Annotated in this window: 24 protein-coding genes; 17 read left to right on the top strand and 7 right to left on the bottom strand. The window is 69.2% G+C overall.

The features are described from left to right. Positions 1–6 precede the first annotated feature (6 nt). Both AB7878_RS03120 and AB7878_RS03115 read left to right on the top strand, forming a co-directional pair. On the top strand, positions 7–2,127 hold the full coding sequence (locus AB7878_RS03120) for a M1 family metallopeptidase (RefSeq protein WP_369492956.1): 2,121 nt from the start codon (positions 7–9) through the stop codon (positions 2,125–2,127). A 14-nt stretch (positions 2,128–2,141) separates the two neighbouring features. Then, positions 2,142–3,005 (top strand): hypothetical protein, encoded by an 864-nt coding sequence (locus AB7878_RS03115; protein ID WP_369492955.1) that lies wholly within the window; start codon positions 2,142–2,144, stop codon positions 3,003–3,005. Positions 3,006–3,158: 153 nt separating this feature from the next. Here the strand turns inward: AB7878_RS03115 and AB7878_RS03110 are convergent, their stop codons facing one another. The 3 genes from AB7878_RS03110 to AB7878_RS03100 all read right to left on the bottom strand — a co-directional run bounded on the left by AB7878_RS03110 (position 3,159) and on the right by AB7878_RS03100 (position 7,337). After that, positions 3,159–5,294 carry a M13 family metallopeptidase gene (locus AB7878_RS03110; RefSeq protein WP_369492954.1) on the bottom strand — a complete coding sequence of 712 codons (2,136 nt, stop codon included), beginning with the start codon at positions 5,292–5,294 and terminating at the stop codon, positions 3,159–3,161. Between the two features lie 276 nt (positions 5,295–5,570). Then, entirely contained in the window at positions 5,571–6,239 is a 669-nt protein-coding gene (locus AB7878_RS03105) for a DUF502 domain-containing protein (protein WP_369492953.1), read from the bottom strand. Positions 6,240–6,281: 42 nt separating this feature from the next. Further along, positions 6,282–7,337, bottom strand: a complete 1,056-nt coding sequence (locus AB7878_RS03100) for a tellurite resistance/C4-dicarboxylate transporter family protein (protein WP_369492952.1) — start codon at positions 7,335–7,337, stop codon at positions 6,282–6,284. 121 nt (positions 7,338–7,458) lie between these two features. On the opposite strand from AB7878_RS03100, the gene AB7878_RS03095 reads away from it, so the two are divergent. Then, positions 7,459–7,983: an RNA polymerase sigma factor gene (locus AB7878_RS03095; protein WP_369492951.1), complete on the top strand. Its 525-nt coding sequence runs from the start codon at positions 7,459–7,461 to the stop codon at positions 7,981–7,983. A 2-nt stretch (positions 7,984–7,985) separates the two neighbouring features. Beyond that, positions 7,986–8,654: a hypothetical protein gene (locus AB7878_RS03090; protein WP_369492950.1), complete on the top strand. Its 669-nt coding sequence runs from the start codon at positions 7,986–7,988 to the stop codon at positions 8,652–8,654. A 50-nt stretch (positions 8,655–8,704) separates the two neighbouring features. On the opposite strand, the gene AB7878_RS03085 is transcribed toward AB7878_RS03090, so the two are convergent. Together AB7878_RS03085 and trxA are read right to left on the bottom strand one after the other, a co-directional pair. After that, positions 8,705–9,157, bottom strand: a complete 453-nt coding sequence (locus AB7878_RS03085) for a DUF4442 domain-containing protein (protein ID WP_369492949.1) — start codon at positions 9,155–9,157, stop codon at positions 8,705–8,707. Then, complete coding sequence (trxA, locus tag AB7878_RS03080; RefSeq protein WP_369492948.1) at positions 9,157–10,023, bottom strand: thioredoxin; 867 nt, start codon at positions 10,021–10,023, stop codon at positions 9,157–9,159. The genes AB7878_RS03085 and trxA overlap by 1 nt, the downstream gene beginning before the upstream one ends. A gap of 119 nt (positions 10,024–10,142) precedes the next feature. Between trxA and AB7878_RS03075 the strand changes: the two genes are divergently transcribed. The 8 genes from AB7878_RS03075 (at position 10,143) to nadD (ending at position 18,820) form a co-directional block, all read left to right on the top strand. Then, entirely contained in the window at positions 10,143–10,799 is a 657-nt protein-coding gene (locus tag AB7878_RS03075) for a paraquat-inducible protein A (protein ID WP_369492947.1), read from the top strand. Beyond that, a complete protein-coding gene (locus tag AB7878_RS03070) occupies positions 10,796–11,434 on the top strand; it encodes a paraquat-inducible protein A (protein ID WP_369492946.1) in 639 nt (212 codons plus the stop codon). The genes AB7878_RS03075 and AB7878_RS03070 overlap by 4 nt, the downstream gene beginning before the upstream one ends. Next, positions 11,427–13,112, top strand: a complete 1,686-nt coding sequence (locus tag AB7878_RS03065; protein WP_369492945.1) for a PqiB family protein — start codon at positions 11,427–11,429, stop codon at positions 13,110–13,112. The genes AB7878_RS03070 and AB7878_RS03065 overlap by 8 nt, the downstream gene beginning before the upstream one ends. Then, positions 13,109–13,723, top strand: coding sequence for a PqiC family protein (locus tag AB7878_RS03060; protein WP_369492944.1), 615 nt, complete (start codon positions 13,109–13,111; stop codon positions 13,721–13,723). The genes AB7878_RS03065 and AB7878_RS03060 overlap by 4 nt, the downstream gene beginning before the upstream one ends. Before the next feature lie 151 nt (positions 13,724–13,874). Further along, entirely contained in the window at positions 13,875–16,616 is a 2,742-nt protein-coding gene (gene leuS / locus AB7878_RS03055; RefSeq protein WP_439653760.1) for a leucine--tRNA ligase, read from the top strand. Between the two features lie 5 nt (positions 16,617–16,621). Then, positions 16,622–17,155 (top strand): LPS-assembly lipoprotein LptE, encoded by a 534-nt coding sequence (locus AB7878_RS03050; protein WP_369492942.1) that lies wholly within the window; start codon positions 16,622–16,624, stop codon positions 17,153–17,155. Continuing rightward, the gene (holA, locus tag AB7878_RS03045) at positions 17,155–18,171 is read left to right on the top strand and encodes a DNA polymerase III subunit delta (protein WP_369492941.1); all 1,017 of its coding nucleotides are present in this window, start codon (positions 17,155–17,157) and stop codon (positions 18,169–18,171) included. Before AB7878_RS03050 ends, holA begins: the two co-directional genes overlap by 1 nt. A gap of 16 nt (positions 18,172–18,187) precedes the next feature. Further along, positions 18,188–18,820 (top strand): nicotinate-nucleotide adenylyltransferase, encoded by a 633-nt coding sequence (gene nadD, locus AB7878_RS03040; RefSeq protein ID WP_369492940.1) that lies wholly within the window; start codon positions 18,188–18,190, stop codon positions 18,818–18,820. Positions 18,821–18,870: 50 nt separating this feature from the next. Here nadD and msrB read toward each other — a convergent pair whose 3' ends face one another. After that, a complete protein-coding gene (gene msrB, locus AB7878_RS03035; RefSeq protein ID WP_369492939.1) occupies positions 18,871–19,488 on the bottom strand; it encodes a peptide-methionine (R)-S-oxide reductase MsrB in 618 nt (205 codons plus the stop codon). A 189-nt stretch (positions 19,489–19,677) separates the two neighbouring features. Beyond that, positions 19,678–21,405 carry a cytochrome c biogenesis protein DipZ gene (locus AB7878_RS03030; protein WP_369492938.1) on the bottom strand — a complete coding sequence of 576 codons (1,728 nt, stop codon included), beginning with the start codon at positions 21,403–21,405 and terminating at the stop codon, positions 19,678–19,680. A 257-nt stretch (positions 21,406–21,662) separates the two neighbouring features. On the opposite strand from AB7878_RS03030, the gene AB7878_RS03025 reads away from it, so the two are divergent. From AB7878_RS03025 to rsfS, 5 genes are all read left to right on the top strand, one after another. Then, positions 21,663–22,187, top strand: a complete 525-nt coding sequence (locus AB7878_RS03025) for an RNA polymerase sigma factor (protein ID WP_369495709.1) — start codon at positions 21,663–21,665, stop codon at positions 22,185–22,187. 2 nt (positions 22,188–22,189) lie between these two features. Beyond that, complete coding sequence (locus AB7878_RS03020; RefSeq protein WP_369492937.1) at positions 22,190–22,843, top strand: NrsF family protein; 654 nt, start codon at positions 22,190–22,192, stop codon at positions 22,841–22,843. 24 nt (positions 22,844–22,867) lie between these two features. After that, positions 22,868–23,992, top strand: a complete 1,125-nt coding sequence (locus AB7878_RS03015) for an NAD(P)H-dependent flavin oxidoreductase (RefSeq protein ID WP_369492936.1) — start codon at positions 22,868–22,870, stop codon at positions 23,990–23,992. A 71-nt stretch (positions 23,993–24,063) separates the two neighbouring features. Continuing rightward, positions 24,064–24,726 carry an HD domain-containing protein gene (locus AB7878_RS03010; protein WP_369492935.1) on the top strand — a complete coding sequence of 221 codons (663 nt, stop codon included), beginning with the start codon at positions 24,064–24,066 and terminating at the stop codon, positions 24,724–24,726. Positions 24,727–24,832: 106 nt separating this feature from the next. After that, positions 24,833–25,219, top strand: a complete 387-nt coding sequence (gene rsfS / locus AB7878_RS03005) for a ribosome silencing factor (RefSeq protein ID WP_369492934.1) — start codon at positions 24,833–24,835, stop codon at positions 25,217–25,219. Positions 25,220–25,311: the final 92 nt, after the last annotated feature.

Raw genomic sequence — 25,311 nt, 5'->3', positions numbered from 1 at the left:
GCCACGGTGGCGGCCCCGGCCGCAGTGCCAGCGACGCCGATTCCGTTCGCGCCGGCGCACCGGACCATCATCACCACGCCCAGCGCGGCGGATGCCTGGGGCGGCGAGCGCACGGGCCAGCAAGCCACGCTGTCCGACCGCGTGGTGAGCTACGCGATCGACGCCAGCCTCGATGCGCCGAAGCATCAGGTGACCGGCAAGGAGCACATGACCTGGCGCAACCGCAGCGACCGTCCGGTCGACCACGTCTATTTCCACCTCTACCTCAACGCGTTCGAGAACGACGGCAGCACCTGGTTCACCGAACGCAAGGTGCTCACCGCGCACGGCCGCTCGCGCGGCAACGCGGTGCTGAAGGACGGCCAGTGGGGCTGGATCCGCCTGCAGCAGGTGGCGCAGGACGGCACGGCGCTGAAGTGGAGCTTCGTGCACCCCGACGGCGGCCCCGTCACCGACCACACCGTGGTGCGCATCGACCTCGCCCAGCCGGTGCCTGCGGGTGGCACGCTGGCGCTGGATATCGACTTCCTCAGCCAGCTGCCGCGCGTGGTGGAACGCACCGGCTGGTGGGGCGACTTCAACCTGGTCGGCCAGTGGTTCCCCAAGATCGGCGTGCTGGAACTGGCGGGTGAACGCGGCGCCACCGCACCGCGCTGGAACGTGCACGAGTTCCATTTCAACAGCGAGTTCTACGCCGACTTCGGCAGCTACGACGTGCACCTGGACGTGCCCAGCGACTACACCGTGGGCGCGGTGGGCCAGTTGCAGGGTGAGCCGCAGACGGCGAACGGCCGTTCCACGTACCACTACGTGCAGGGCGACGTGCACGACTTCGCCTGGGTGGCGGCGAAGGGCTACAAGACGCTGGATGGCACGTACACCGGCGCCGGCAGCCCGCAGGTGGCCGTGCGGGTGATCTACCCGCCCGAATACGTGGCCAGTGCCGCGCCCACACTGAAATCCACCATAGCTTCGCTGGGCTATTTCTCGCAGACCATCGCGCCATATCCCTACCGCATGGTCACCGCGGTGATTCCGCCGTACAACGCGGACGAAGCGGGCGGCATGGAATACCCCACCTTCTTCACCTCCGAGGGCTACAAGGAGGTGAAGCCGGGCACGATCGACGAGTACATGAGCGACTTCGTGAACATCCACGAATTCGGCCATGGCTACTTCTACGGCATCCTCGCCTCCAACGAGTTCGAGGAGCCGATGCTCGACGAAGGCATGAACGAGTTCTGGGACGACCGCATGATGCGCGCGCGCCACGAGGATCTCGTGCTCGCCTCGCCGTTCATGAAGTGGCTGGGCATCACGCTGGCGATGAGCGGTTTCCAGATGGAGCGCCTTGGCGCCGAACTGCGGCGACCCGAAGATCCGTTGGCGCAGAACAGCTGGGACCGGCTTTCCAGTTCCAGCTACGGCACGGTCTACACGCGCACCGCCACCGCGATGCACGACCTGGAGCAGCGCATCGGCGAGCCGGCGATGGAAAAGGCCATGCGCCTGTACTACCAGCGCTGGAAGTTCCGCCATCCCTCGGTGGCCGACCTGCGCCAGGCACTGGTCGACGGCTCGGGCGATGCAAAGGCGGTGAACGAGATCTTCGACCAGGTCGTCTACGGCACCCGGCACATCGACGATCGCGTGGCCGACATCGACACCTACGAGGTGCTGCCCCAGGCCGGCGTGGTCTGGAAAGACGGCAAGCCGGTGGAGGCCGACCAGAAGGCGCTGGACAAGCAGATCGCGAAACGGCGCGCGGACTGGAAGAAGATCCACCCCGACGCCAGGCCCGGCAGCGGCGGGCCGTTCCCCTGGCACAGCACCGTGACCGTACTGCGCGACGGCGCGCAGGTGCCCGAGACGCTGCGCGTCACCTACGCCGACGGCAGCCACGAGGACGTGCGCTGGAACGACGATCGTCGCTGGGCGCGCTTCGACTTCGAGAAACCCAGCAAGGTGGTTTCGGCCGAACTCGATCCCGCGCAACAGGCCTATCTCGACGCCAACAAGCTCAACGACAGCTACGCGACCAAGCCGAACGGCGCCGCCTCGCGCCGCTGGACCGCCGACGTGGCGGCACTGCTGCAGACCTTCTACTCGATGCTGGTGACGCTGTGATGATGGCCAGGACGATGGCTCCGCGCGCCGGTTTCGGCGCCCTGTTCTCCGCGATGGGCGCCGCCCTGCAATGGCGCCTGCTGCTGCTGTGGCTGCTGCTGATGCTGCTGCCCGCCACGGTGGTGGCGTTGCCGCTGTGGCGTACGCTGGCTGCGCTGCTCGACCACTCGGTGCATGCCGACGCCTGGGCGCGGCAGTTCGACCCGCTGATGTTCGGCGACGCGCTGGGTGCGCTGTCCGGGCACACCGCGTGGCTGGGCGGCGCGGCCCTGCTGGGGCTGCTGCTCACCCTGCTGATGTCGCCCTTCCTCGACGGCATGGCGGTGGGCAGCGGACGCGCCGTGCGCACGCTGGGCTTCGGCGCCCTGCTGCAGAACGGCTGGATCGAGTACGGGCGCATGTTCCGCGTGATGCTGTGGTCGCTGCTGCCGTACGCGGTGGTGGTCGGCGCCGCCGCCGCGGGCATGCACCTCGCCGACCGGCACGCCGAGCGGGCGGTGCTGGAAGCGCAGGCCGACGCCTGGTCGCATGGCGTGCACTGGGCGCTGCTGGTGGTGTTCGTGCTGGCGCAGGCCATCGTGGAATCCACCCGCGCGGCCTTCATCGCCGACGCCGGCCTGCGCTCGGCCACCCGCGCGTTCGGTCGCGGCTTCATGCAGCTGCTGCGCCGGCCGCTGAAGACGCTGCTGTTCTACCTGGTGGTGAGCGTGCTGGGCCTGGCGATCGCGGCGGCGTTCGGCATCGCGCGCATCCACACCACGGCGGTCGACGGCGGGTTCTGGCTGGCCATCCTGCTCGGCCAGCTGATCGTGCTGGCGATCGCCTGGATGCGCGTCGCGCGGTTGTTCGCGCTGGCGCGGTTGGCGCGTTCGCGCTGACATCGTCCGTTTCCCCCTCTCCACTTGCGGGAGAGGGGCTTTTGCTCTTCGCGTTATCGCAAGCGACAAAGCGCACAAGCAAAAAAACGCCGCGCTTGTGCGCGGCGTCGAGGAGCGGTTTGCGGCGGCGGAGCCGCCGCAAACCGAAGGGACTTACCAGATCTTCACCTGCTTGTCGCCCGAGCGCACCATCGCGTCGCCCGGCTTGCACTGGAAGGCGGTGGCGAAGGCGGTCATGTCCGACGGCGACGCGATCGCGCGGACGGCGATCGGCGAGTGCGGGTCGATGTTGAGGTACAGCTCGGCCTGCTTGTCGCGCACGCTGCCGCGCCACACGCGCGCCCAGCTGAGGAAGAAACGCTGGTCCTGGCTGTAGCCGTCGATCTTCTGGTCGGCCTCGGAGGGGTCCTTCTTCAGCGCGGCCTGCAGTGCGTCGTAGGCGATGTTGAGGCCGCCCAGGTCCGCGATGTTCTCGCCCAGGGTCAGCTTGCCGTTGACGTGCAGGTCGGGCTTGCTCGCGATCGGGGCGTAGCCGTCGTACTGGTCCACCAGTGCCTTGGCGCGCGCGTCGAACTGCTTCTTGTCCTGCGGCGTCCACCAGTTGGCGCGGTTGCCGTCGCCGTCGAACTGGCTGCCCTGGTCGTCGAAGCCGTGGCTGGATTCGTGGCCGATCACCGCACCGATGCCGCCGTAGTTGATCGCGTCGTCGCCCTTCGCATAGAAGAACGGTGGCTGCAGGATCGCGGCCGGGAAGTTGATGGTGTTGGTGCTGGGGTCGTAGTAGGCATTGACCATCTGCGGGGTCATGTCCCACAGCTTGCGGTCGGTGGGCTTGCCGATCTTGGACAGGTCGTACTGGTAGTTGTACTTCTGCGCGGCCTGCAGGTTGCCGTACCAGTTGTCCGCGCTGATGTTCAGGCCCGACCAGTCGCGCCACTCGCCCTCGTCGGGGTAGCCGATCTTGGGCAGGAACTTGTTCCACTTGTCGACGGCTTTGGCCTTGGTGGCGTCGCTCATCCAGTCCAGATGCTCGATGCGGTCCTTCAGCGCGTCGCGCACGTTGGTGACCAGCTCCTCGGCACGCTGCTTGGTCTCCGGCGTGAATACCTTGGCCACGTACAGCTGGCCAAGGCCCATGCCCATCGCGCCGTTGACGCCGCCCAGCACCTGCTTCCAGCGCGCCTTCTGCTCAGGCTGGCCGGACAGGGTCTTGCCGTAGAAGTCGAACTTGTTGTCGCGGAAGGCCTTGGACAGCGAACTGGAGGCGTCGTCGATGGCGTGGAAGCGCAGGTAGGCCTGCCACTCGGAGGCCGGCGCGCTGGTCAGCAGCTTGTCGAACTCGGCGAAGAACTTCGGCTGCGACAGCGAGAAGCCCTTGTCGATGGTCACGCCCTGGGTCTTGAAGAACTGCTCCCAGCTGAAGTGCGGGGTGACCTTGTCGGCGTCCTTGACGCTGACGAAGTGGTACTGGTTGTCGAGGTCGCGCAACTCGGTGGGGGCCAGCGAGGCGCCGGCCAGCGCGGTCTCGAACTTCATCACCGCGTCGGCCTGCTTCTTGGCGTCGGCCTCGGACACGCCGGTCAGCTGCAGCGTCTTGGCGATGTAGGCGACGTAGGCGGCGCGCAGCTCCTTGTACTCGGGCTTGAAGTAGTAGTCCTTGGTGGGCAGGCCCAGGCCGCCCTGGTTGGCGGAGCCGATCTGCTGGGTGGCATCCTTGAAGTCCGCGGTGGCGCCGAAGCTGAACACCTGGCCTTCGCCGTCGGCGGCGCTCTGGTCGAGGTAGCTGACGATGTCGGCGGTGTTCTTCAGGCCGTCGATGGCGGCGAGCTTCGGCTTGATCGGGTCGAAGCCGGCCTTCTCGATCGCGGCGTCGTCCATGCCGGACTTGTACAACCAGCCGATCTTCTGCTCGACCGAGCCGGCCTTGGCGCCGTCGGCGCCCTTGGCGGCGTCCTCGACGATCTGGTGCTGGGTGTCGAGGCTCTGCTCGGCCAGCTGGTTGAACGCGCCCCAGCTGGTGTGGTCGGACGGAATCGGGTTGGCGGCGACCCACTTCGCATTGACGAAGCTGTTGAAGTCCGTACAGGCCTCGTTGCTCGCACCCAGTTCGCTGATGTCGAACACGCTCTTCGGCGCGGCGGCCGCGGTGGTGGCTGCCGTGGCCGGAGCGGCGGCAGTGGCCGACTGGGCCGGCGCCGGAGCGGCGGCCTGCTCGCTCTTGCCGCAGGCGGTGAGCGCCAGTGCGACGGCGGCGGCCAGTGCCAGGGGCTTCAGGTACTGCTGGGTCATGGACTTCCCTCTCATAGGTGTGTGGTGCCGCCGAGGCGGTGCTCTGCGCATGCCGGTCGGTCGCGGGCATGCCTGCCCGCGCCGGCCGTGACCGGCCACGCTATGACTATCGTCATGGGCGGCACAGTGTCAAAGGTCAGGGGTGATCCCGGCAATCAGGGCCAGCCAGGCGTGGTGCACTGTCTGGCGTGGCGCGGTTGCGTGTTCAGAGCAACTCCGGGCCGATGTGGGAGCGGCTTCAGCCGCGATTCTGGAAAGTCGCGGCTGAAGCCGCTCCTACAGCGCATCCGCATCGGCGGGCAGGCGGCGTGGCGCGGGCAGGGTGTCCGGTGACACCGCGCCGCCGGAGATGATGAAGGCCATCGCCTGGTCCATCGTCCAGTCGGTGGGCGTGAGCTCGTCCATCGGCACCAGCTCCAGGTAACCGCCGGTGGGGTTCGGCGTGGTGGGGATGTACACCGCCGCCATCTCGCGGCCGGTGCCTTCCTCGATCAGGGTGCGGGTGACGAAGCCCACCACCTTCATGCCCGGTCGCGGGAACTCCACCAGCACCACGCGCTGCGTGCCGCCGGGCTTGTTCTGCAGCACCGCCGTCAGCTTCTTGGTGCCGCCGTAGATCGTCTGCACCAGCGGGATGCGCTGCAGCAGCCCATCGAACGTGTTGATGAGGCGCCGCCCGATCACGCGGTTCGCCAGCCAGCCCACGGCGTACAGTCCGCCCAGCGTCAGCAGCAGGGCGAGCACGAACACCAGTCCACTCTTGTTGAGCGTGTCGGCGGCGTGCGGTGCCACCAGCGCCAGCGCTTCCGTCAGCGCCGCCACCAGCGGTGCGCCGATGCCGGCCAGGAGGCCCAGCACGAACTTGAATACCAGCACCGTCACCCACAGCGGCAGGAAGGTGAGCAGGCCGGTGATCAGGTAGCGTTTGAGGCGGAGGGGAGGCATGGCAGCACGCGCGGGGAAGGGTGCCTCATTGTAGGGAAGTGCTCAGCGTGGCGGATGCACGCCGTGCCGCCACCCCTTGCGATACAGCTTGCGCAGGCCGATCAGCGCCACCAGCAGCCACACCGCCAGGCTCACGTAGATGCCGACGGCGGGGATCGCGCGCAGGAAATCCGCATGCAGCGCCTGCGCCAGTTCGTAGGTGCCCACGGTGTACATGCCGATCGGGAACACGATGTCCCAGTCGTCGGTCTCGTAGCGCAGCGGCACGTGGCGCCACACGTGGCGCCACACTTCCAGGATCACCAGCAGCGGAATCCACCAGGTGGCGGTGGCCCAGAAGAACAGGGTGAAGCCCTTCACGAACGGCAGCAGCTCAGTCAGCACGCCGTGTGCGGGCGCGTGGGTCACGATCAGGCTGCCGGCGAGGGTGGTCACCGCCAGTGCGCCCATGTCGATCCAGTACGGCGGGGTGAACTCACGCGCGCGCAGCGGGAAGAACACCATGCGGTACACCACCAGGGTGATGATGAGCAGGTACAGCGCCGCACCCAGCATGTACAGGCTGAGCGCCACGAACTGCAGGCGGTCGGGATCGGCGCGGCTGGCCGCGACCAGGGTCACCAGTGCCGACAGTGCCTGGGTGGACACCACCGCCACCAGCCAGCCGCCGTTGATGCTGCGGGTGAAGCCGGGCTTGAAGCGCGCGGTGATGGTGGCGGCGAAGAACAGGTAGATCAGCGCGATCCACAGCAGCGCGCCGGCCACCGCCAGCACGGTCGCCAGCGCGGGCAGCGGCCACACCAGCACGCACTGGCTGCCCAGCACGCAGGTGGCCGCGGCCAGGGTGAGGAAACCGGCGCCGCGCGAGGGATCGGTGAAATCCGTCACCATCTCGTGGCGGAAACGCGCCAGCCGCAGCAGGCTGAGCGCCAGCAGCCAGACGTAGGCAACCAGGTTGAACGCGAACAGCGCCAGCGCCACGCGCGGCAGGCCGTGCTGGCTGGCATCCACCGACACGATGCCGGTGGCCATTACCAGCGCGAAGCAGCCCGGATCGAGCCGGCGCACGCGGATCAGCAGGTTTTCGGCCAGCGCCATGCGGCCCTCCGGAGCCCCATTGCGGCGATTATGCGGAAGCGCCATGTCGTCGCCCGGTGACGTGTGACTTTTTCCGCGCCCGTGCGAATCATGTTGGCAACGACGGGGGATGCGGATCGACATGGGAAGCAAACCGGACCAGCAACGTTTCGAGGCGCTGTGGCGCGAACACCGGGGCATCGTGCTCAAGGTGGCCGGCGTCTACGCGCGCAGCGCCGAGGAACGGCTGGACCTGGCGCAGGAGATCGGCGCGCAGTTGTGGCGTTCTTTCGCCAGCTTTGACGAGCGACGCGCGAAGTTCAGCACCTGGCTGTACCGCATCGCGCTGAACGTGGCGATCTCGCATCTGCGCCGCACGGGCGGCGAGGCCGGGCGCTTCGAGCCGCTGGACGAAGGACATCTCGCGACGATCGCTGGCGAGCCCGCCGCGGAACCGGACGAGCGCATCGATGCGCTGCACGCTTTCATCGGCGAACTCGATGCGCTCAACCGCGCGCTGATCCTGTTGTACCTCGAGGACCGCAGCTACGCCGAGATCGCCGAGGTACTCGGCATCAGCGCCACCAACGTGGCCACCAAGATCAATCGCATCAAGCAGAAGCTGCGCGGCCGGATGACCGCCGCGACCGTCACCGGAGGAGCATGACCATGGAACTCGATGAGATGAAGCAGTTGTGGGCGCGAATGGAATTGCGGCAGGACGGCATGGAAGCGCTGCTGCGCCAGGATTTTCGCGAGCGGCGGATGGACCAGGCGCGTGCCGCGTTGCGCCGGGCGCTGCGCTGGCAGGCACTGGAGCTGGCGCTCTGGCTGGGCTTCGTGGTGTGGGTGGCTTCTTTCTGGGCGGACCATCGCCAAGTCACGCACTTGCTGGTGATCGGCCTGGTGCTGCATGTCTACGGCGTTGCCGCGATCTGGTCGTGCGCCACGCAGCTGCTGCTGCTCAGCCGCATCTACCTGTTCGATGCACCCGTGCTGGTGCAGCAGCGGCGGCTGGCGCAATTGCGACGCTTCCGCGTGCGCAGCTCGCTGGCGTTGGGCCTGCCGTGGTGGTTCCTGTGGTTGCTGGTGTCGACGGTAGGCCTGGTGCAGCTGACCGGGGTGGATATCTACGCGGGGGGCTCGCCCGCGTGGTACTGGGCGACGCTGGGCGTAGGCGCGCTGGGCATGGGTGCATGCGTCTGGCTGGCGCACCACCTCGCCGGCCGGCCGTTGCGCTCGCCCATGCTGCGGCGGATGGTCGAGGACATGAGCGGGCGCAGCCTGCGGCAGGTTGCCGAGCAACTCGACGGGATTGTTCGTTTCGAGCGGGAGTGAGCCCTCTCCCCCAGCCCCTCTCCCGCGAGCGGGAGAGGGGAGTCGTGCAGTCAGCGCGCCTTGGGCTTCAAGCGCACGTAGAGCTGCTTGCGCACGCGGGCGACCACCTCGCCGGAGGCGGTGACGATGTCGTTCTCGAACCAGCGCAGCACTTTCCCGCCATCGGCCGCGGCGTTGCGCAGTTCCGCGACGGTGGCGTCGTCGAGGTGGAAGCGGGCGTAGACGTCCTCGCGCCCCGGCGCCACGAAGTCGATCGTGCCGGCCTGGTCCCACACGTAGTAGTCGCGGCCCAGCCGGTGCATGGCCAGCAGCATCCAGAACGGGTCGGCCATGGCGAACAGGTTGCCGCCGAAATGGCTGCGCACATAGTTGCGGTTGCGGCGGCGCAGACGCAGCACCACCTTCGCTTCCGACCAGTCGCTGCTGAGCGATTGCAGGCGGATGGCATTGACCAGGAACGGTGGCCACAGGTTGAGCAGCCGCCGGAAGGTGGATGCCTTCATCAGAACAGCAGCGAGGCCATGCGGCGACGGTAGCGGCCGACCAGCTCGGCGTCGTCCAGCGTGCCGAAGGCGGCGAGCAGGCGTTTCTTCGCGGCGCCGTCGTTCCAGTCGCGGGCCTTCTCGAGGATGGCGAGGAACTGCTCGAGGCCGGCGGCGGGATCGTCGCCCAGCAGCAGGCGCACGCCGAGCAGGTCGCGTGCCTGCCAGTCGGCGACATCGGTGGCGATGCGCTGCTCCAGCTCGGCCTGCGCGGGAGCGTCCTTCAGTGCGCGCGCCAGTTCCAGCTGCTGGCGCACGCGCACGGCGCGGGCGTCGGTGGCGAGGTTGGCGGGCAGGGTGTCGAGTTCGGTGGCGGCGGCGTCGCTGTGGCCGGCCTGGGCCAGCGCCACGGCGAGATCGAGCTTGAGTTCGGCGCGCTCGGGTTCGGCGGCGATCGCCTGCTGCAGCCGGTTGACCGCCGCTTCCGGTGTCTCGGCGGGTGCGGCCACTTCCTCGGCCTCGTCGTCGGCCCCATCCAGCGGCTGCACGTGGCGCGCCAGGAATTCGCGCAACTGACCCAGCGGCAGCGCACCGGCGAAGCCGTCGGCGATCTGGCCGTCCTTCACCAGCACCACGGTGGGCACGCTGCGGATGCCGAACATCGCGGCGAGCTGCTGGTTCTTGTCCACGTCCACCTTGCCGAGGCGGAACGCGCCCTTGTACTCGGTGGCCAGCTGCTCCAGCAGCGGGCCCAGCGTCTTGCACGGGCCGCACCAGGTGGCCCAGAAATCCACCAGTACCGGGGCGTCCAGCGAGGCGTTGATGACCTCGGTCTCGAAGTTCTGTTCGGTGACTTCGAAGACGTGGTCGAGGGTGGCGTCGGTCACGGCGGATTCCGGCAGATGGGGAAACACCCCAGATCAGGGCGCACGCGAGCATATCAAGGGAATCGGGCGTGCCGGCGCCGCTTCATCCGCTGGCCGCCCGGATTTGCGAGAATCGCGGCATGGACGCGTCCCCATCCGACGTCGCGGGTCCCGATGCAGCCACCCACGGGCTGCTGATCTGCGAACACTGCGACACCGTGCATCGCCGTGGCCCGCTGGCGCATGGCGAGATGGCCGAGTGCGCGCGCTGCGGCGCGGTGCTGGAGCGCTGCCGCGGCATGCGCGCGGACACCATGCTGGCGCTGATAGTGACCGCGCTGGTGGTGTTCGCGCAGGCCACGCTGTGGCCGATCGTGACGCTGGGCCTGAACGGCCAGTACGTGGCCGCCACGCTGTGGGACGTGATCCACATGATGTGGCTCGACCACTCGCAGGTGGTGGCGGTGCTGGCGGCGGCCACGCTGTACGTGTTCCCGCTCGCCAAGATCCTGACCCTGGGCTGGCTGCTCATCTACGCTCGCAGCGGCCGCCGCGCGCCGGGCTTCCGTCGCCTGATGGTGGCGCTGCACCACTTTGGGCCGTGGACGATGAGCGAGGTGTTCGTGCTGGGCGCGCTGGTGTCCATCGTCAAGGCGCATCTGTACTTCGACGTGCTGCCCGACCCGGGCATCTACGCCTACGCCGTGCTGATGCTGCTGATCACCGTATTCGCCGGCATCGACCTCACCCGGCTGTGGGACGAGACCTGCGACGAGGATGCGGAGGCGGCATCATGAGCGCCCCACCGCGCGCCGATGAACTCGGCCTGCTCGGCTGCCACGTCTGCGGCCAGGTCTGCCGCGCGCCCGGCGCCGGCGAGGGCGATGCCGTGCCGGCCTGCCCGCGCTGCGGCTCGGTGCTGCACCGGCGCAAGCCGGCGGTCTACGCGCGCACCTGGGCGCTGCTGATCGCCGCGTTCCTGATGTACGTCCCCGCCAACGTGCTGCCGATCATGCGCACGGCGAGCCTGGGCGACATCGACGACAACACCATCATCAGCGGCGTGGTGGAGCTGTGGGTGAAGGGTTCGCCGGGGCTGGCGGTGATCGTGTTCTGCGCCAGCATCGTGGTGCCGATGCTGAAGTTCCTCGCGCTGGGCACGCTGCTGGTCACCTGCCGGCGCGGCAGCAACTGGGCGCGGCGGCAGCGCGCGCAGCTGTACCGGCTGGTGGAGCTGATCGGCTACTGGTCGATGCTGGACGTGTTCGTGGTGGCCCTGCTCACCGCGCTGGTACGCTTCGGCTTCTTCAGCCTGGTGGAACCGCTGCCGGGCGTGGTGTTTTTCGGCCTGACCGTGGTGCTGACCATGTTCGCCTCGATGTGCTTCGATCCCCGGCTGATCTGGGACGGCAAGGAAGATTCCGATGACTGACGAGCAATCCGGCGCACCGCAATCGGCGAGCGGCGACGCCCTGCCGCGTCCGGTGCTGCGCAAGCGGCGCACGAACGCTTCGCTGATCTGGCTGGTGCCGGTTCTGGCGGCGATCGTGGGCGCATCGCTGGTGGTCAGCAGCTGGCTGCAGGCCGGCCCCGACATCACGATCAGCTTCGAGAGCGCGCAAGGCCTCGCCGCAGGCAAGACGCCGGTGAAGTACAAGGACGTGGTGATCGGCAAGGTTGACAAGATCCGCCTCAGCGGCGACCGCAGCCACGTGCTGGTGAAGGTGGCGCTGGAGAAGAGCGCGAAGGCGTTCGCCACCACGGGCACGCGCTACTGGGTGGTGCGCCCCCGCATCGGCCTGGGCGGCGTCTCCGGCGTGGACACGCTGTTCTCCGGCGCCTACATCGGCGCCGACACCGGCGATTCCAGTGCGGAGGAGGACGAGTTCAAGGGCCTGGAGACCCCGCCCGCGGTGACCCACGGCGAACCGGGCAAGAGCTACACCCTGCACGCCGACGACCTTGGCTCGCTGGACATCGGCTCGCCGGTGTACTTCCGTCGCATCCAGGTGGGGCGGGTGGTCTCCTATCAGCTGGACAAGGATGGCAAGGGCGTGTCGCTCGCGGTGTTCATCGACAGTCCCAACGACCGCTTCGTGGATACCGACACCCGCTTCTGGAATGCCAGCGGCGTGGACGTGTCGCTGGGCGCGAACGGGCTCAAGCTCAACGCACAGTCGCTGGCCACCGTGCTGGCCGGCGGCCTGGCCTTCCAGGACCCGAATGGCCCGCACGACGCCACGCCGGCGGCCGACGGCGCCAGCTTCCGGCTGTTCAGCGACGAGGCCACCGCGATGGCGCCGCCGGACGGCGAGCCGCATTACATCCGCATGCGCTTCGACCAGTCGCTGCGCGGGCTCGCGGTGGGCGCGCCGGTGGAGTTCCTTGGGATGAACTTTGGCCACGTCGTGTCCGTCCGCATGGACTACGACGAGAAGACCCAGCGCTTCCCATTCATTGTCGGCGCCGTGATCTACCCTGAGCGGCTGGGTCAGGCGAATGCCAAGCTGGTGGCGCTGGCCAGGAAGAACGGCGACAACGCCGATATCTCGCACATGGTGGGCAAGCTGGTCGAGCACGGCCTGCGCGCGCAGGCGCGCACCGGCAACCTGCTCACCGGTCAGCTCTACATCGCACTGGATTTCCTGCCGCATGCGGCGAAGGCGAACTACGACCCCGACGCGCGGCCGCTGGAGATTCCCACCGCGCCGGGCAGCTTCGACAAGCTGCAGGAGCAGATGGTCGACATCGTCGGCAAGCTGGACAAGATCCCGTTCGACCAGATCGGCAACCACCTCAACGACTCGCTGGCCAGCCTCGACGCCACGCTCAAGCAGGTGAACGGGCAGACCTTGCCGGCGCTCAACGGCACCCTGGGCGATGCCCGCAAGACACTGGGCACGGCGAACAACACGCTGTCCGCCGACTCGCCGCTGCAGCAGAACCTGGGCAGCACGCTGCAGGAAGTGCAGCGCACGATGCGCTCGCTGCGCGTGCTCACCGACTACCTCGGCGTCCATCCGGAGTCGCTGCTGCGCGGCCGCCAGGCCGATCCGAAGCCGACCGAACCGAAGCCGGCGCCCGCCAACCCGAACAGGAGCCAGCCATGAGTCGCCTGCGCCCGTGGATTCCACTCGCCGCCGCGCTGGGCCTCGCCGGCTGCGCCTCCGCGCCGCTGCGCTACTACACCTTGATGACGCCGGCCGGTTCGACCGCCGGCAGCGCGGCTGCGCCCGCGCCGTATCCCTTCGAGTTGCTGCCGGTTGGCGTGCCGGCCCAGGTCGACGTGCCGCAGCTGGTGGTGCGCGAAGGGGGGCAGGGCGTGCAGCCGCTGGACGGTCAGCGCTGGATCGCGCCGCTGGGCGACGAGGTCCGCGGCGCGCTGGCCGCCGACCTCGCCCGCGCGCTGGGCGTGGCGGACATGAGCGGCCTGCCCGGCAACGGCCAGCCGCGCCTGCGCATCAAGCTCGACGTGCGCCGCTTCGAATCGGTGCCCGGCAATCATGCGCTGATCGACGCGGCGTGGAGCCTGCGCCTGACGGGCGGCTCCGGCGGGCAGGACGCGCTCGCCTGCAGCAGCCGCATCAGCGAGCCGGTGGCGGCGGGCTACGACGCCCTGGTGGCTGGCCACCAGCAGGCGCTGGCCGCACTGGCCGACCGCATCGCCGCCACGGCGCGTGCGTACGAGACGGGCCAGAACCCGGCTTGCCCCGCCGATTGAGGGTTTTGGCGCCCTTCCCTGCATGCAGGGAAGGGCCGGGACAGGGCGCTCCCGGCCCGGCATACGGGCCCGTTCTGCTAATCTGATCCGTTCTCCCGGCAGGTGCGCGAGCCCGCGCCACGCTGCCCGCAAAGATCACGGCCACGGACCCATGCAAGACATCCACGACACCAGCAAGACCGAGCAGGATTACCAGCCGCAGGCGGTGGAAGCCGCCGCGCAGCAGTACTGGAACGCGCAGCACGCCTACGAGGTGAAGGAAGACCCGGCCAAGCCGAAGTTCTTCTGCCTCTCGATGCTGCCGTATCCCTCGGGCGCGCTGCACATGGGCCACGTGCGCAACTACACCATCGGCGACGTGATCAGCCGCTACCAGCGCATGCAGGGCCGCAACGTGCTGCAGCCGATGGGCTGGGACGCGTTCGGCCTGCCGGCCGAGAACGCCGCGATCAAGAACAGGACCGCGCCGGCCAAGTGGACCTACGCGAACATCGAGCACATGCGCGGCCAGCTGAAGTCGCTGGGCTACGCGATCGACTGGAGCCGCGAGTTCGCCACCTGCCGCCCGGACTACTACCGCTGGGAACAGCTGATGTTCACCCGGCTGCTGAAGAAGGGCCTGGCCTACCGCAAGAACAGCGTGGTGAACTGGGACCCGGTCGACCACACCGTGCTGGCCAACGAGCAGGTGGTGGACGGTCGCGGCTGGCGCTCCGGCGCCGTGGTGGAGAAGCGCGAGATCCCGCAGTGGTTCCTGCGCATCACCGACTACGCGCAGGAGCTGCTGGACGGCCTGGACACGCTGCCGGGCTGGCCCGACGCGGTGAAGACCATGCAGCGCAACTGGATCGGCCGCAGCGAGGGCCTGGAGATCCACTTCGCCGTCGAAGGCGAGGCCGCGCCGCTCACCGTGTTCACCACCCGCCCCGACACCTTGATGGGCGTCACCTTCGTCTCCATCGCCAGCGAGCATCCGCTGGCGCTGAAGGCGGCGCAGAACAATCCGCAGCTTGCCGCCTTCCTCGACGAGCTCAAGCACGGCGGCGTTTCCGAGGCCGAACTGGAAACCCAGGAAAAGCGCGGCATGGCCACCGGCCTGTACGCGATCCATCCGGTCAGCGGCGAGCAGGTGCCGGTATGGGTGGCCAACTTCGTGCTGATGGGCTACGGCACCGGCGCGGTGATGGCCGTGCCCGGCCACGACGCGCGCGATTTCGAATTCGCCCACAAATACGGCCTGCCGATCAAACAGGTGATCGCCGCGGGCAACGAGGCCTACGACCCTGCCGTGTGGCAGGACTGGTACTCGGACAAGACCCACCCCGACATGCGTGTGGTGAACTCCGGTGCGCTGGACGGCAAAAACTACCGCGAGGCTTTCGATTACCTGGCGACCAGGCTCGAAGCCGACGGCAAGGGCCTGCGCCGCGTGAACTGGCGCCTGCGCGACTGGGGCGTCAGCCGCCAGCGCTACTGGGGCTGCCCGATCCCGGTGATCTATTGCCCGAAATGCGAAGCGGTGCCGGTGCCGGAAGACCAGTTGCCGGTGGTGCTGCCCGAGGACGTGGCGTTCAGCGGCGTGCAGTCGCCGATCAAGGCCGACCCCGAGTGGCGCAAGACCACGTGCCCGCAATGCGGCGGCCCGGCCGAGCGCGAGACCGACACCTTCGACACCTTCATGGAGTCGAGCTGGTACTACGCGCGCTACACCTCGCCGGGCGCGAACGGCCAGGTGGACGAGCGCGCCAACTACTGGCTGCCGGTGGACCAGTACATCGGCGGCATCGAGCACGCGATCCTGCACCTGCTGTATTTCCGCTTCTATCACAAGCTGCTCCGCGACGCGGGCCTGGTGAAGTCCGACGAGCCTGCCACCAACCTCTTGTGCCAAGGCATGGTGATCGCCGAGACCTTCTACCGCGACCACGCCGACGGCTCGAAGGACTGGATCAATCCCGCCGACGTGGAAGTCCGCCGCGACGACAAGGCACGCGTGGTCGGCGCGGTACTCAAGGCCGACGGCCAGCCGGTGAAGATCGGCGGCATCGAGAAGATGTCGAAGTCCAAGAACAACGGTGTCGATCCGCAGGCGATGGTGGGCAAGTACGGCGCCGACACGGTGCGCCTGTTCTCGATGTTCGCATCGCCGCCGGAGCAGTCGCTGGAGTGGAACGAGGCCGGCGTGGAAGGCATGGCACGCTTCCTGCGCCGCTTCTGGCGCGAGGTGGTCACGCACGCCGCGCAGCCCGATCATCCCAGCATGGGTGGCATGGCCGCAGGCCACTCTGCCTCCCTTCCCCCGCAAGCGGGGGAAGGTGCCGAAGGCGGATGGGGGAACGTCGAAGGCGGAAGGGGGACCCCCGCAGGCGTCGTCGACCCGTCGCAACTCGATGCCGGCCAGAAGGCGCTGCGCCGCCAGCTGCACGAGACCATCCAGAAGGTCAGCGACGACTTCGGCCGCCGCCACTCCTTCAACACCGCGATCGCCGCGCTGATGGAACTCCTGAACGCCGTGGGCCGGTTCACCGACATGAGCGAGCAGGGCCGCGCGGTGCGCCACGAGGCGCTGGAAAGCATGGTGCTGCTGCTGAACCCGGTGGTGCCGCACGTCAGCCATCGCCTGTGGCAGGTGCTGGGCCACGCCGAGGCCGTGTTGGAGGACCAGTCGTGGCCCGTGGTGGACGCCGCGGCGCTGGTGCGCGACAGTCTGACCCTCGCGGTGCAGGTCAACGGCAAGCTGCGCGGCACCATCGAACTGCCTGCCAATGCCGGGAAGGAAGAGGCCGAGGCGCTGGCGCTGGCGCAACCGCAGGTGGCCGCCTTCCTCAAGGAACTCAGCGTGCGCAAGGTGATCGTGGTGCCGGGCAAGATCGTCAACATCGTCGCAGGATGAAAGCCATGAACCGCATGCTCCGTGTCGCGCTGCCGCTCGCCGCCGCCCTCGCGCTCTCCGCCTGCGGCTTTCACCTGCGCCGCAGCGCCGCATTGCCGCCGTCGATGAGCCACGTGCACCTCACCGTTTCGGGCGGTGGCGACCTCGAGCGCGGGCTGACCCGTGCTCTGGAGAACGCCAACGTCGCCGTCGAGGACAACGCCGGCCCCGGCGTCGCCGAGCTGCGCGTGCCGGTGGCCGCGTTCGGCACCCAGTCGCTGACCCAGGGCGGCTATGTGCGCATCACCGAGTACGCGGTGAACTACAACGTGGAATTCGACGTCACCGGCGCCGACGGCAAGACCGTGCTGCCGCATCAGCGCATCAGCATGCAGCGCGAATACAGCTACGACTCCACCGACACCGTGGGCAACGCCTCGCAGGTGCAGCAGATCCAGCGCAGCCTGGTCGACGACATGGTGCAGGCGATCATGTTCCGGCTCGAGGCTGCCGGTCGCCACGCGCAGGACACCCCGGCAGCCGGCACCGGCGAGCACTGATGCCGCTCGCCCCCGCGCAATGGCAGAAGGCCCTGACCGGCGACAGCCTGGCGCCGGTCTACCTGCTCGCGGGCGAGGAACTGCTGGTGCTGGAGGCCGCCGACGCGTTGCGCGCGCAGGCGAAGCGGCTCGGCTACACCGAGCGCGAGGTGCTGGAAGTCGAGCAGCGTTTCGACTGGGACGACCTCGCCCGTGCCGCCGCCGGCATGTCGCTGTTCGCCACGCGTCGCCTGATCGATCTGCGCCTGCCCACCGGCCGCCCCGGCGTGGATGGCGCCAAGGCGATCAACGAGTTCTGCGCCGATCCACCGCCCGACGTCACCCTGCTGATCACCGCGATGGAGTGGAGCAGCAAGCACGATGGCGCCTGGAGCAAGAAGCTCGACGCCGCCGGCACCATGGTGGTGTTCAACGCGCCGCGGCCCAACGAATGGGCGGCCTGGATAGCCTCGCGGCTCGCCTCGCGCGGCCTCAGCGCCACGCCCGACGCCGCGGCCCTGCTGGCCGAGCGCGTGGAGGGCAACCTGCTCGCCGCTGCCCAGGAAGTCGACAAGCTCGTGGTGCTGCGCGCCGGCGACAACAGCCGCATCGACGCCGACGCGATGGAAAACCTGGTCGCCGACAGCGCCCGCTACGACGTGTTCAAGCTCGCCGACGCCGCGCTGGCGGGCGAGGGCGCCCGTGCGCTGCGCATCCTCGCCGGGCTGCATGCCGAGGGCGACGAGCTGATCGCCTTGATGGGCTGGCTGGTGAACCAGCTGCAGCTCGCGCTGCGCCTCGCCAACGCGTCCGACCTCGCCGCCCAGGCGCGCGCCGAACGCCTGTGGCCCGCGCGCGAACAACTGTTCCGCAAGGCGCTGCGCCGCGCGCCGCGCGAACACTGGCTGGCCTGCCTCGCGCGCGCCGCGCGCATCGACCGCATCGCTAAGGGTCGCGAACAGGGCGAGCCCTGGCGCGAGGCCGAGCGGCTGATCGCGGCGATCGCCGAGCCGCGGGCAGCGCGGGCGCTGGCATAGGGCTGCGCAGATGAGCATGCGGCCGCTTGCCGTTTTTGGCGGCACCTTCGATCCCATCCATATCGGCCATCTCACCGTGGCGTGGGAAGCGGCGGAGTTGCTGGATGCGGAAGTGCGGCTGATGCCGGCGAACGTGCCGCCGCACCGGTCGTCGCCGCAAGCCTCTCCCGCCGAGCGGGTGGCGATGCTGCGCGCGGCGCTGGCGGGGCAGTCGCGGCTGGTGCTGGATGCGCGCGAATTGGAACGCGATGGGCCCTCGTACACCATCGACACCCTGCGCGAGTTGCGCGCGGAGCAGGGTGGGCGACCGCTGGTGCTGCTGCTGGGCGCCGATGCGTTTGCGGGCCTGTCGACCTGGAATCGCTGGCGCGAGTTGTTCGACTTCGCGCATATCGGCGTGTTGAGCCGGCCTGGTGTGCAGGTCATGCGATCTGCGGAACTGGAGCAGGAAGTCGCCGCGCGTCGGGTGGACGACGTGGCGCCTCTGCGCGCGCAGCCCTGCGGCAAGCTGATCGAACTCGCGGTGACGCCGCTGGAAGTTTCCGCCACCCGCATTCGCGAACTGCTCGCCGCGGGGCGCGATCCGCGCTACCTGCTGCCGGCGGGGTTGTTCGATGATCCGGCGCTGTTGGCGCCTTATCGCCGCTGAAGCGCTTCGCTACCCACATGAGAGGGCAAGTGAAGTTGCATGATTCGCTCTCACCCCGTTCTTGCCACAAACCGCAACGCCACCGAATTCATGCAATAGCGCAGACCCGTCGGCGGTGGACCATCGTTGAAGACATGGCCGAGGTGGCTGTTGCAGCCGGCGCAGCTGATCGCGATGCGTTCCATGCCGAACTGGGCGTCGCGGCTTTCGATCACGTTCCGCTTCGCGATGGGTCGCCAGAAGCTGGGCCAGCCGGTGCCGGAGTCGAATTCGGTGGCGGCGTCGTAGAGCGCGGTGGCGCAGGCGATGCAGCGGAACAGGCCGGCTTGCGCGGGACGTTCGTGCGGACCGCTGAAGGCGCGCTCGGTGCCGTCGCGACGCATCACGTCGAAAGCCAGTGGTGTCAGGCGCGCTCGCCATTGCGCGTCGCTGAGCACCAGCCGCTGCACGTGGCAGGTGCCGAGGTCGCGGCCGTCGTCGGCGTAGCACTCCAGAAGCACCTCGCCGGGCGGGGTGTGGACCAGTGCGGGCACGCCGCCCGCGGCACCGGCCGCGAGCAGGCGGGGCAGGGCGAAGCTGCCGCCGACCGCGAGCAGGGCGCCGCCGCTCAGCGCGGCGCGCAGGAAACGGCGGCGATCCGTCGCGAGGGATTCATCGATGCGGGACATGGGAGCCTCCGATAGCGCAAGGGAAGATGCCGGTGGGGTGCACCCTGTATGCAAAAGCGAGAAGTGAGTGGAGAGAAGTGAGTGGATAGAGAAAGCACGTAGAGCGATGCGTGCTGCTCTTCTCTCACTTCTCACTCCTCTTCACTCACTCGTTATCTGTCGCGTACAGGCGCTCCTGCCGGAGGTGGCTCAGCCGAACGTGAATGCGTAGGCGTGCACGCCGGGGTCGAGGAAGGTGATGGTGAAGGTGCGTTCGCCGGTGCCGTGGGCCTGGCGCACCAGCTGGTAGAGGCGCTGCGCGGTGACGGTGCCGTTGCCTTCGGCGTCGGTGTCCATGCCGTGGTCGGCGCCGGGCGCCTGGCCGTCCAACGTGATGCGGAAGCGCACCGGCTTGCCGTCGCTGCCCGGGCCCAGCACCAGGTGCAGGTCGCGGCCACGGAAGCGGTAGCTGATGGAGCCGTCGGCCGCATCCAGCGTGGCGTCCTGCGCATGCACGGTCCAGCGGCCGGACAGCGCCCACTGGTTGGTGGCGAGTTGCGCCGGCGTGCGGTAGTCGAACGCGTCGTCGTGCGCGACCTGGCCGCTGGCGAAATGCTCGGCGCGCGCGTAGCCCACGTAGGTTTCCGGCGAGCGCTGCTGGTCGCCCGAGCCGGCGGCCTGCGCGCCCTTGGCGCCGGGCTGCACGTAGCCGCCGGGCAGGTCCTTGTAGCCGGCCTCGGTGAGCAGCTGGCGGATCGTGTCCTCGCCCTCGCGATAGCCCCCTTCGCCGAAGTAGTGGGCGCGGATGCGGCCGTGCGTGTCGATGAAGTAGTCCGCCGGCCAGTATTCGTTGTGGAAGCCCTGCCAGATCGCGTAGTCCGAATCCAGCGCCACCGGATAGGTCACGTCGAGCCGCTTCACCGCCGCGGCCACGTTGGCCGGATCCTTCTCGAACGCGAACTCCGGCGAGTGCACGCCGATCACCACCAGGCCGTGGTCCTTGTACTTGTCGTACCAGGCTTCGACATAGGGCAGCGAGCGCAGGCAGTTGATGCAGGAGTAGGTCCAGAAATCCACCAGCACCACCTTGCCGCGCAGTTTTTCGCGGGTGAGCGTCCCGCTGTTGAGCCAGCCGGTGGCGCCGGAGAGCGACGGCAGGTTGCCTTCCACCGGCAAGGCCTCGCCGGGCTTCGGCGCGGGTGCCGCCACGGCGGCGGGCATCGGCCGCACGGCGTTGATGAGTTTCTGCTCGATGCCGTTGCTGCCGGCCAGCGAGACGCGGGTGAGCACCCCGGTATCCACGCCCGACGCGATCGCGGCCACGCCGGCCAGCACCAGCACGCCCAGCGCGCGGCGCACCCATTGGCCCGCGCCCAGCGAGCGCTTCATCACGGCGAACACCTTGCCACCGATCGCCAGCGCCAGCGCCAGCGAGGTGGCCGCGCCCAGCGCGTAGGTGAGCAGCAGCAAGGTGCTGGTCACGCTGGCGCCCTTGAGCGCCGCGCCGGTCAAGAGCAGGCCCAGGATCGGCCCCGCGCACGGCGCCCACAGCAGGCCGGTCGCGATGCCCAGACCCACCGCGCCCCAGATCGATTCGCCGTCGCCCTCGGTGCGTTGCGACAGCCGGTTGCCCAGCGCCACGAACGGCCGCGTCAGCCATTCGGCGACATGGCTGGAGAGCAGGGTGAGGCCGAGCAGGGCCAGCACCACCAGCGCCAGCGCGCGGCCGTACTGGTTGGCGTGCACCGCCCAGCCGCCGCCCACCGCCGCCAGCGTGGCGACCAGGGCGAAGGTGGCCGCCATGCCGATCAGCATCGGCAGGCCACTCCTCAGGAACGGGCGGTCGGCACGGGCGAACACGAAGGGCAGCACCGGCAGGATGCACGGGCTGAGGATGGTGAGCACGCCGCCGAGGTAGGCAAGGATCAGCAGGAGCATGGGAGTGGTCCGGGCTTGAGGTGTGCTGGTGATTCGCCGTCCTCGTGCCTGCGGTTACATCTTCGATACGAAGTAACCGGCGTGATGGATGCAGCGAACTGATGGATGGAATCCATGCACTGGACGATACGCCCTTGACCGCCGACGGCAGCTTGGTACTAGATGGCGGTCTCGCCCCGTTACCGGATTGCCGCGCCTTCGTGTCCGCCGAACCCGCCAGTGCCAGCGAACAGGCCGACCGCCGGCGCGCCGCGTGGATGGCCGCCGCGCAGGCGGGCGACCGCCGCGCCTACGAGCGCGTGCTGGCCGATTCGGTGGCGCTGATCCGCGCGGTGGCGCGTCGCCAGGGCGTGGCCACGGACGCACTGGACGACGTGGTGCAGGAGACCTTGCTCACCGTGCACCGCGTGCGCCACACCTACGATCCGGCGCGTTCCTACGACGCCTGGCTCAGCGCGATCGCCGGCCGCCGCGCGATCGACGCGCTGCGCAGCCACGGTCGGCGCGGCCGCCGCGAACTGCACGACGAGTTCGTGCTGGACCGGCAGCCGGATCGCGACGATGCCAGTGCGGATGCCGAACGCCGCCAGCAAGCGCGACGCCTGCGCGAAGCCATCGCGCAGCTGCCGCCCGGCCAGCGCGAGGCGGTGGAACAGCTGGGCCTGCGCGAGCAGTCGCTGGCCGAGGCCGCCGCGCAGACCGGCCGCAACACCGGCGCCTTGAAAGTGAACCTGCACCGCGCGCTGAAGGCCTTGCGCGGCCGCCTGCATGGAGACGACTGAGCATGGCCGAGCCGCGCTCCAACGACAGCCTGATTGCCGCGCTCGGTGCCGAGCTGGTGCCGGTACGGCGCCTGCTGCCGCCGTGGCTGCGGATGCTGGGCTGGCTGGCCGTGGTGGCCGTATTCGCGGTGCTGCTGTTCGCGCACTACGGCGACGAACCCATGTTGCGCCGCTGGGCCGGCGCGCCGGATCTGGCCTGGGCCGCGCTGGGCGCGGTGCTCACCGCGGTCACCGCGGCCTGGTCCGCGTTCACGCTGGCCGTTCCCGGACGCCGCCGCGCCTGGGCGTGGTTGCCGCTGCCGCCTGCGTTGCTGTGGATAGGCGCCAGCGGCCTGGGTTGCCTGCGCACCTGGCTGGCGCCGGACACCAGCATCGCCACGCTGCACCAGTCGACCGACTGCCTGGTCTTCATCGTCAGTTTCTCGATCCCGTTGTCGGCGCTCATGGTGTGGTTGCTGCGCCGCGCCTGCCCGCTGCGCCCGCTGCTCACCGCGCTGCTGGTGGGCCTGGCCAGCGCGGCCGCCTCGGCCAGCCTGCTGGAGATCTGCCACGCCTTCGACGCCGCCGCCACCGACCTGCTCACCCATGCGCTGGCGGTGGGCATCGTGGTAGCGGCGAACGCGGCGATGGGCGGGCGGCTGCTGTCGAAAGCCTGAGTCGCTGGCGCGATCCTTCATGGCGTGCGCACGGAGATCTGCGGACAATCGCCGCTTCTCCCTGCATCGAGCATGGCCATGTCCTCCTTCGCCCAGCAGTTCGGCGTCGAACTTCCGTTGATCCAGGCGCCGATGGCCGGTGCCACCACGCCGGAGCTGGTCGCCGCGGTCTCGAATGCCGGCGGCCTGGGTTCGCTGGGCGTGGGCTACACCGAGCCGCAGGCGATCCTGGAGCAGGTGGCGCGGGTGCGCGCGCTCACCGAGCGCCCGTTCGCGCTGAACCTGTTCGTGCTGCCCGATGATTTCGTGCCCGACATGGCCGCCGTGGCGCACGCCCGTGCACGGCTGGATGCGCTGATGGAGCGCGAAGGCCTGGCCGTGCGCACCACGTTGCCCACGCGCTGGGCGCCGCGCTTCTCCGAGCAGTTCGCCGCGTTGTGCGAGGCGCGGCCCGCGGTGGCCAGTTTCGCGTTCGACCTGCCCACGCCGGCGCAGATGCAGGAACTCAAGCGCCGCGACATCCGCGTGATCGGCACCGCCACCACCGCGGCCGAAGCACGTGCCTGGGCCGAGCGCGGCGCCGACGCGGTGTGCGTGCAAGGTGCCGAGGCGGGCGGTCACCGTGGCGGTTTCCTGCATGCGGGCGAGACGCCGCTGATCGGCCTGTTCGCGCTGATCCCGCTGGCGGTGGCGGTTTGCGATGGCGTGCCGGTGATCGCCGCGGGCGGCATCATGGACGGCGCCGGCATGTTTGCCGCCGAGGTGCTGGGTGCCGCGGCCAGCCAGCTCGGCACGGCCTTCCTCGCCTGCCCGGAATCCTCCGCGGCCGAGGCATGGAAGCGCGACCTGGCGACGGCGGAGGATCACCACGTCGCCACCATCCGCAGCTTCTCGGGCCGCGCCGCACGCGGCCTGCGCAACCGCTATGTGGAGGCGATGGAAGGCGCGGCGGACGAGTTGCCGGCCTATCCCGTGCTCAACGCGCTCACCGCGCCGCTGCGGCGGGCGGCGGCTGCGGCCGGCCGCGCCGACCTGGTCTCCGAGTGGTGCGGCCAAGCCGCCGCGCGGGTGCGCCCGCAGCCCGCCGCCGAACTGGTGGCGCGGCTGATGCACGAGTACCGGCTGGCGCGGCGGGCGCTGGCGCACTGAACCGGACGCCTTGTCGCGAACGTTGAGACGCGGCGACGCGATAGTGCGCGCATCCGACGAAGGGGGGTGCCATGACCATGTTGAGCGAACGCTTCACCGCCGCGGTGGACCATGCGCGCATCGCGCACACCGCGCACACCGCGCAGACACGCAAGGGTTCCGATATTCCGTACCTGTACCACCTGCTGGGCGTGGCCAGCCTGGTGCTGGAATACGGCGGCGGCGAGGACCAGGCGATCGCGGCGTTGCTGCACGACGTGGTGGAGGACTGCGGCGAGGCGCAGGTGGCGCTGATCCGCGAGCGCTTCGGCGAGCGCGTGCTGGCCATCGTGCTGGGTTGCACCGACGGCAGCGCCGAAGGCAAGGCCGCACACGTCGATGCCGTGGCGAAGCGGTGCGACTGGCTGGCGCGCAAGCAGGCCTACCTTGCCCACCTCGCCGATGCCGCGGACGACGTGCTGCTGGTGTCCGGCTGCGACAAGCTGCACAACGCACGCGCCATCGTGGGCGACCTGGAAAATCCGGCCGTGGGTCCAACGGTGTTCGGCCGCTTCACCGGCGGCCGCGGCGGCACCCTGATGTATTACCAGTTGCTGGCCGACCTGTTCAGCCATCGCGGCCTGCCGATGGCGGCGGCGCTGGAGGCGACGGTGGCGCGCATGTACCGGCTGGCCGGCGAGCCGCTGCCGCCGCATGGCCTGGCCCCCGGCGAGCTGGCCAGGGCCGTCGCCTGAGCCCGGGCCCTGGACGCCACGCCGGCTTGACCTGCGCCCGCGGGGCGGGCGTTATACTGCCGCCGCGCCGCCCGGGCGCGTGATCCCGTATCGAGGCTCGCTTATCTTGAGCACTAGCCGCAAGACCAAGGCCGACTCCACGGCCGAACTGCGCAAGACCGTCATCGCCGCGCTGGAAGAACTGAAGGCCAAGGACGTCCGCGAAATCGACGTGCGCGGCAAGACCTCCATCGCCGACTTGCTGGTGATCGCCTCCGGCACCTCCGCGCGCCACGTCAAATCCATCGCCGACGAAGTGGTGAAGTTCGCCAAGAAGGCCGGCGTGATGCCGCTGGGCGTGGAAGGCGAACAGGAAGCCGAATGGGTGCTGGTGGACCTGGGCGACGTGATCGTCCACGTGATGCTGCCGCGCATCCGCGAGTTCTATGGCCTGGAAAGGTTGTGGACGGTGGGTGACCGTGAGCCGGATGTCGACGCCGCGAGAGCGGGGTGAACATCAGGCTTTCTCCCTCTCCCCTTCGGGGAGAGGGTTGGGGTGAGGGGGCAATCTCGCCGCAGGTCGGCTACGAAGCAAAACGCTGCTTC

It is taken from the genome of Rhodanobacter humi (genome assembly GCF_041107455.1).
Taxonomy (GTDB): Bacteria; Pseudomonadota; Gammaproteobacteria; order Xanthomonadales; family Rhodanobacteraceae; genus Rhodanobacter_A.
This window is presented reverse-complemented; position numbering and strand designations above follow the sequence as displayed.

Excerpts from the sequence above, each read along its gene's own strand:
- nadD (WP_369492940.1), top strand. The coding sequence starts at position 18,188 with ATGCGGCCGCTTGCCGTTTTTGGCGGCACCTTCGATCCCATCCATATC.
- AB7878_RS03030 (WP_369492938.1), bottom strand. The coding sequence starts at position 21,405 with ATGCTCCTGCTGATCCTTGCCTACCTCGGCGGCGTGCTCACCATCCTC.
- msrB (WP_369492939.1), bottom strand. The coding sequence starts at position 19,488 with ATGTCCCGCATCGATGAATCCCTCGCGACGGATCGCCGCCGTTTCCTG.
- AB7878_RS03100 (WP_369492952.1), bottom strand. The coding sequence starts at position 7,337 with ATGGCGCTGGCCGAAAACCTGCTGATCCGCGTGCGCCGGCTCGATCCG.
- AB7878_RS03065 (WP_369492945.1), top strand. The coding sequence starts at position 11,427 with ATGACTGACGAGCAATCCGGCGCACCGCAATCGGCGAGCGGCGACGCC.
- AB7878_RS03025 (WP_369495709.1), top strand. The coding sequence starts at position 21,663 with ATGGCCGCCGCGCAGGCGGGCGACCGCCGCGCCTACGAGCGCGTGCTG.
- AB7878_RS03010 (WP_369492935.1), top strand. The coding sequence starts at position 24,064 with ATGACCATGTTGAGCGAACGCTTCACCGCCGCGGTGGACCATGCGCGC.
- AB7878_RS03075 (WP_369492947.1), top strand. The coding sequence starts at position 10,143 with ATGGACGCGTCCCCATCCGACGTCGCGGGTCCCGATGCAGCCACCCAC.
- AB7878_RS03070 (WP_369492946.1), top strand. The coding sequence starts at position 10,796 with ATGAGCGCCCCACCGCGCGCCGATGAACTCGGCCTGCTCGGCTGCCAC.
- AB7878_RS03060 (WP_369492944.1), top strand. The coding sequence starts at position 13,109 with ATGAGTCGCCTGCGCCCGTGGATTCCACTCGCCGCCGCGCTGGGCCTC.
- AB7878_RS03020 (WP_369492937.1), top strand. The coding sequence starts at position 22,190 with ATGGCCGAGCCGCGCTCCAACGACAGCCTGATTGCCGCGCTCGGTGCC.
- AB7878_RS03090 (WP_369492950.1), top strand. The coding sequence starts at position 7,986 with ATGGAACTCGATGAGATGAAGCAGTTGTGGGCGCGAATGGAATTGCGG.
- AB7878_RS03105 (WP_369492953.1), bottom strand. The coding sequence starts at position 6,239 with ATGCCTCCCCTCCGCCTCAAACGCTACCTGATCACCGGCCTGCTCACC.
- AB7878_RS03085 (WP_369492949.1), bottom strand. The coding sequence starts at position 9,157 with ATGAAGGCATCCACCTTCCGGCGGCTGCTCAACCTGTGGCCACCGTTC.
- AB7878_RS03115 (WP_369492955.1), top strand. The coding sequence starts at position 2,142 with ATGGCTCCGCGCGCCGGTTTCGGCGCCCTGTTCTCCGCGATGGGCGCC.
- holA (WP_369492941.1), top strand. The coding sequence starts at position 17,155 with ATGCCGCTCGCCCCCGCGCAATGGCAGAAGGCCCTGACCGGCGACAGC.
- AB7878_RS03110 (WP_369492954.1), bottom strand. The coding sequence starts at position 5,294 with ATGACCCAGCAGTACCTGAAGCCCCTGGCACTGGCCGCCGCCGTCGCA.
- AB7878_RS03050 (WP_369492942.1), top strand. The coding sequence starts at position 16,622 with ATGAACCGCATGCTCCGTGTCGCGCTGCCGCTCGCCGCCGCCCTCGCG.
- AB7878_RS03095 (WP_369492951.1), top strand. The coding sequence starts at position 7,459 with ATGGGAAGCAAACCGGACCAGCAACGTTTCGAGGCGCTGTGGCGCGAA.
- leuS (WP_439653760.1), top strand. The coding sequence starts at position 13,875 with ATGCAAGACATCCACGACACCAGCAAGACCGAGCAGGATTACCAGCCG.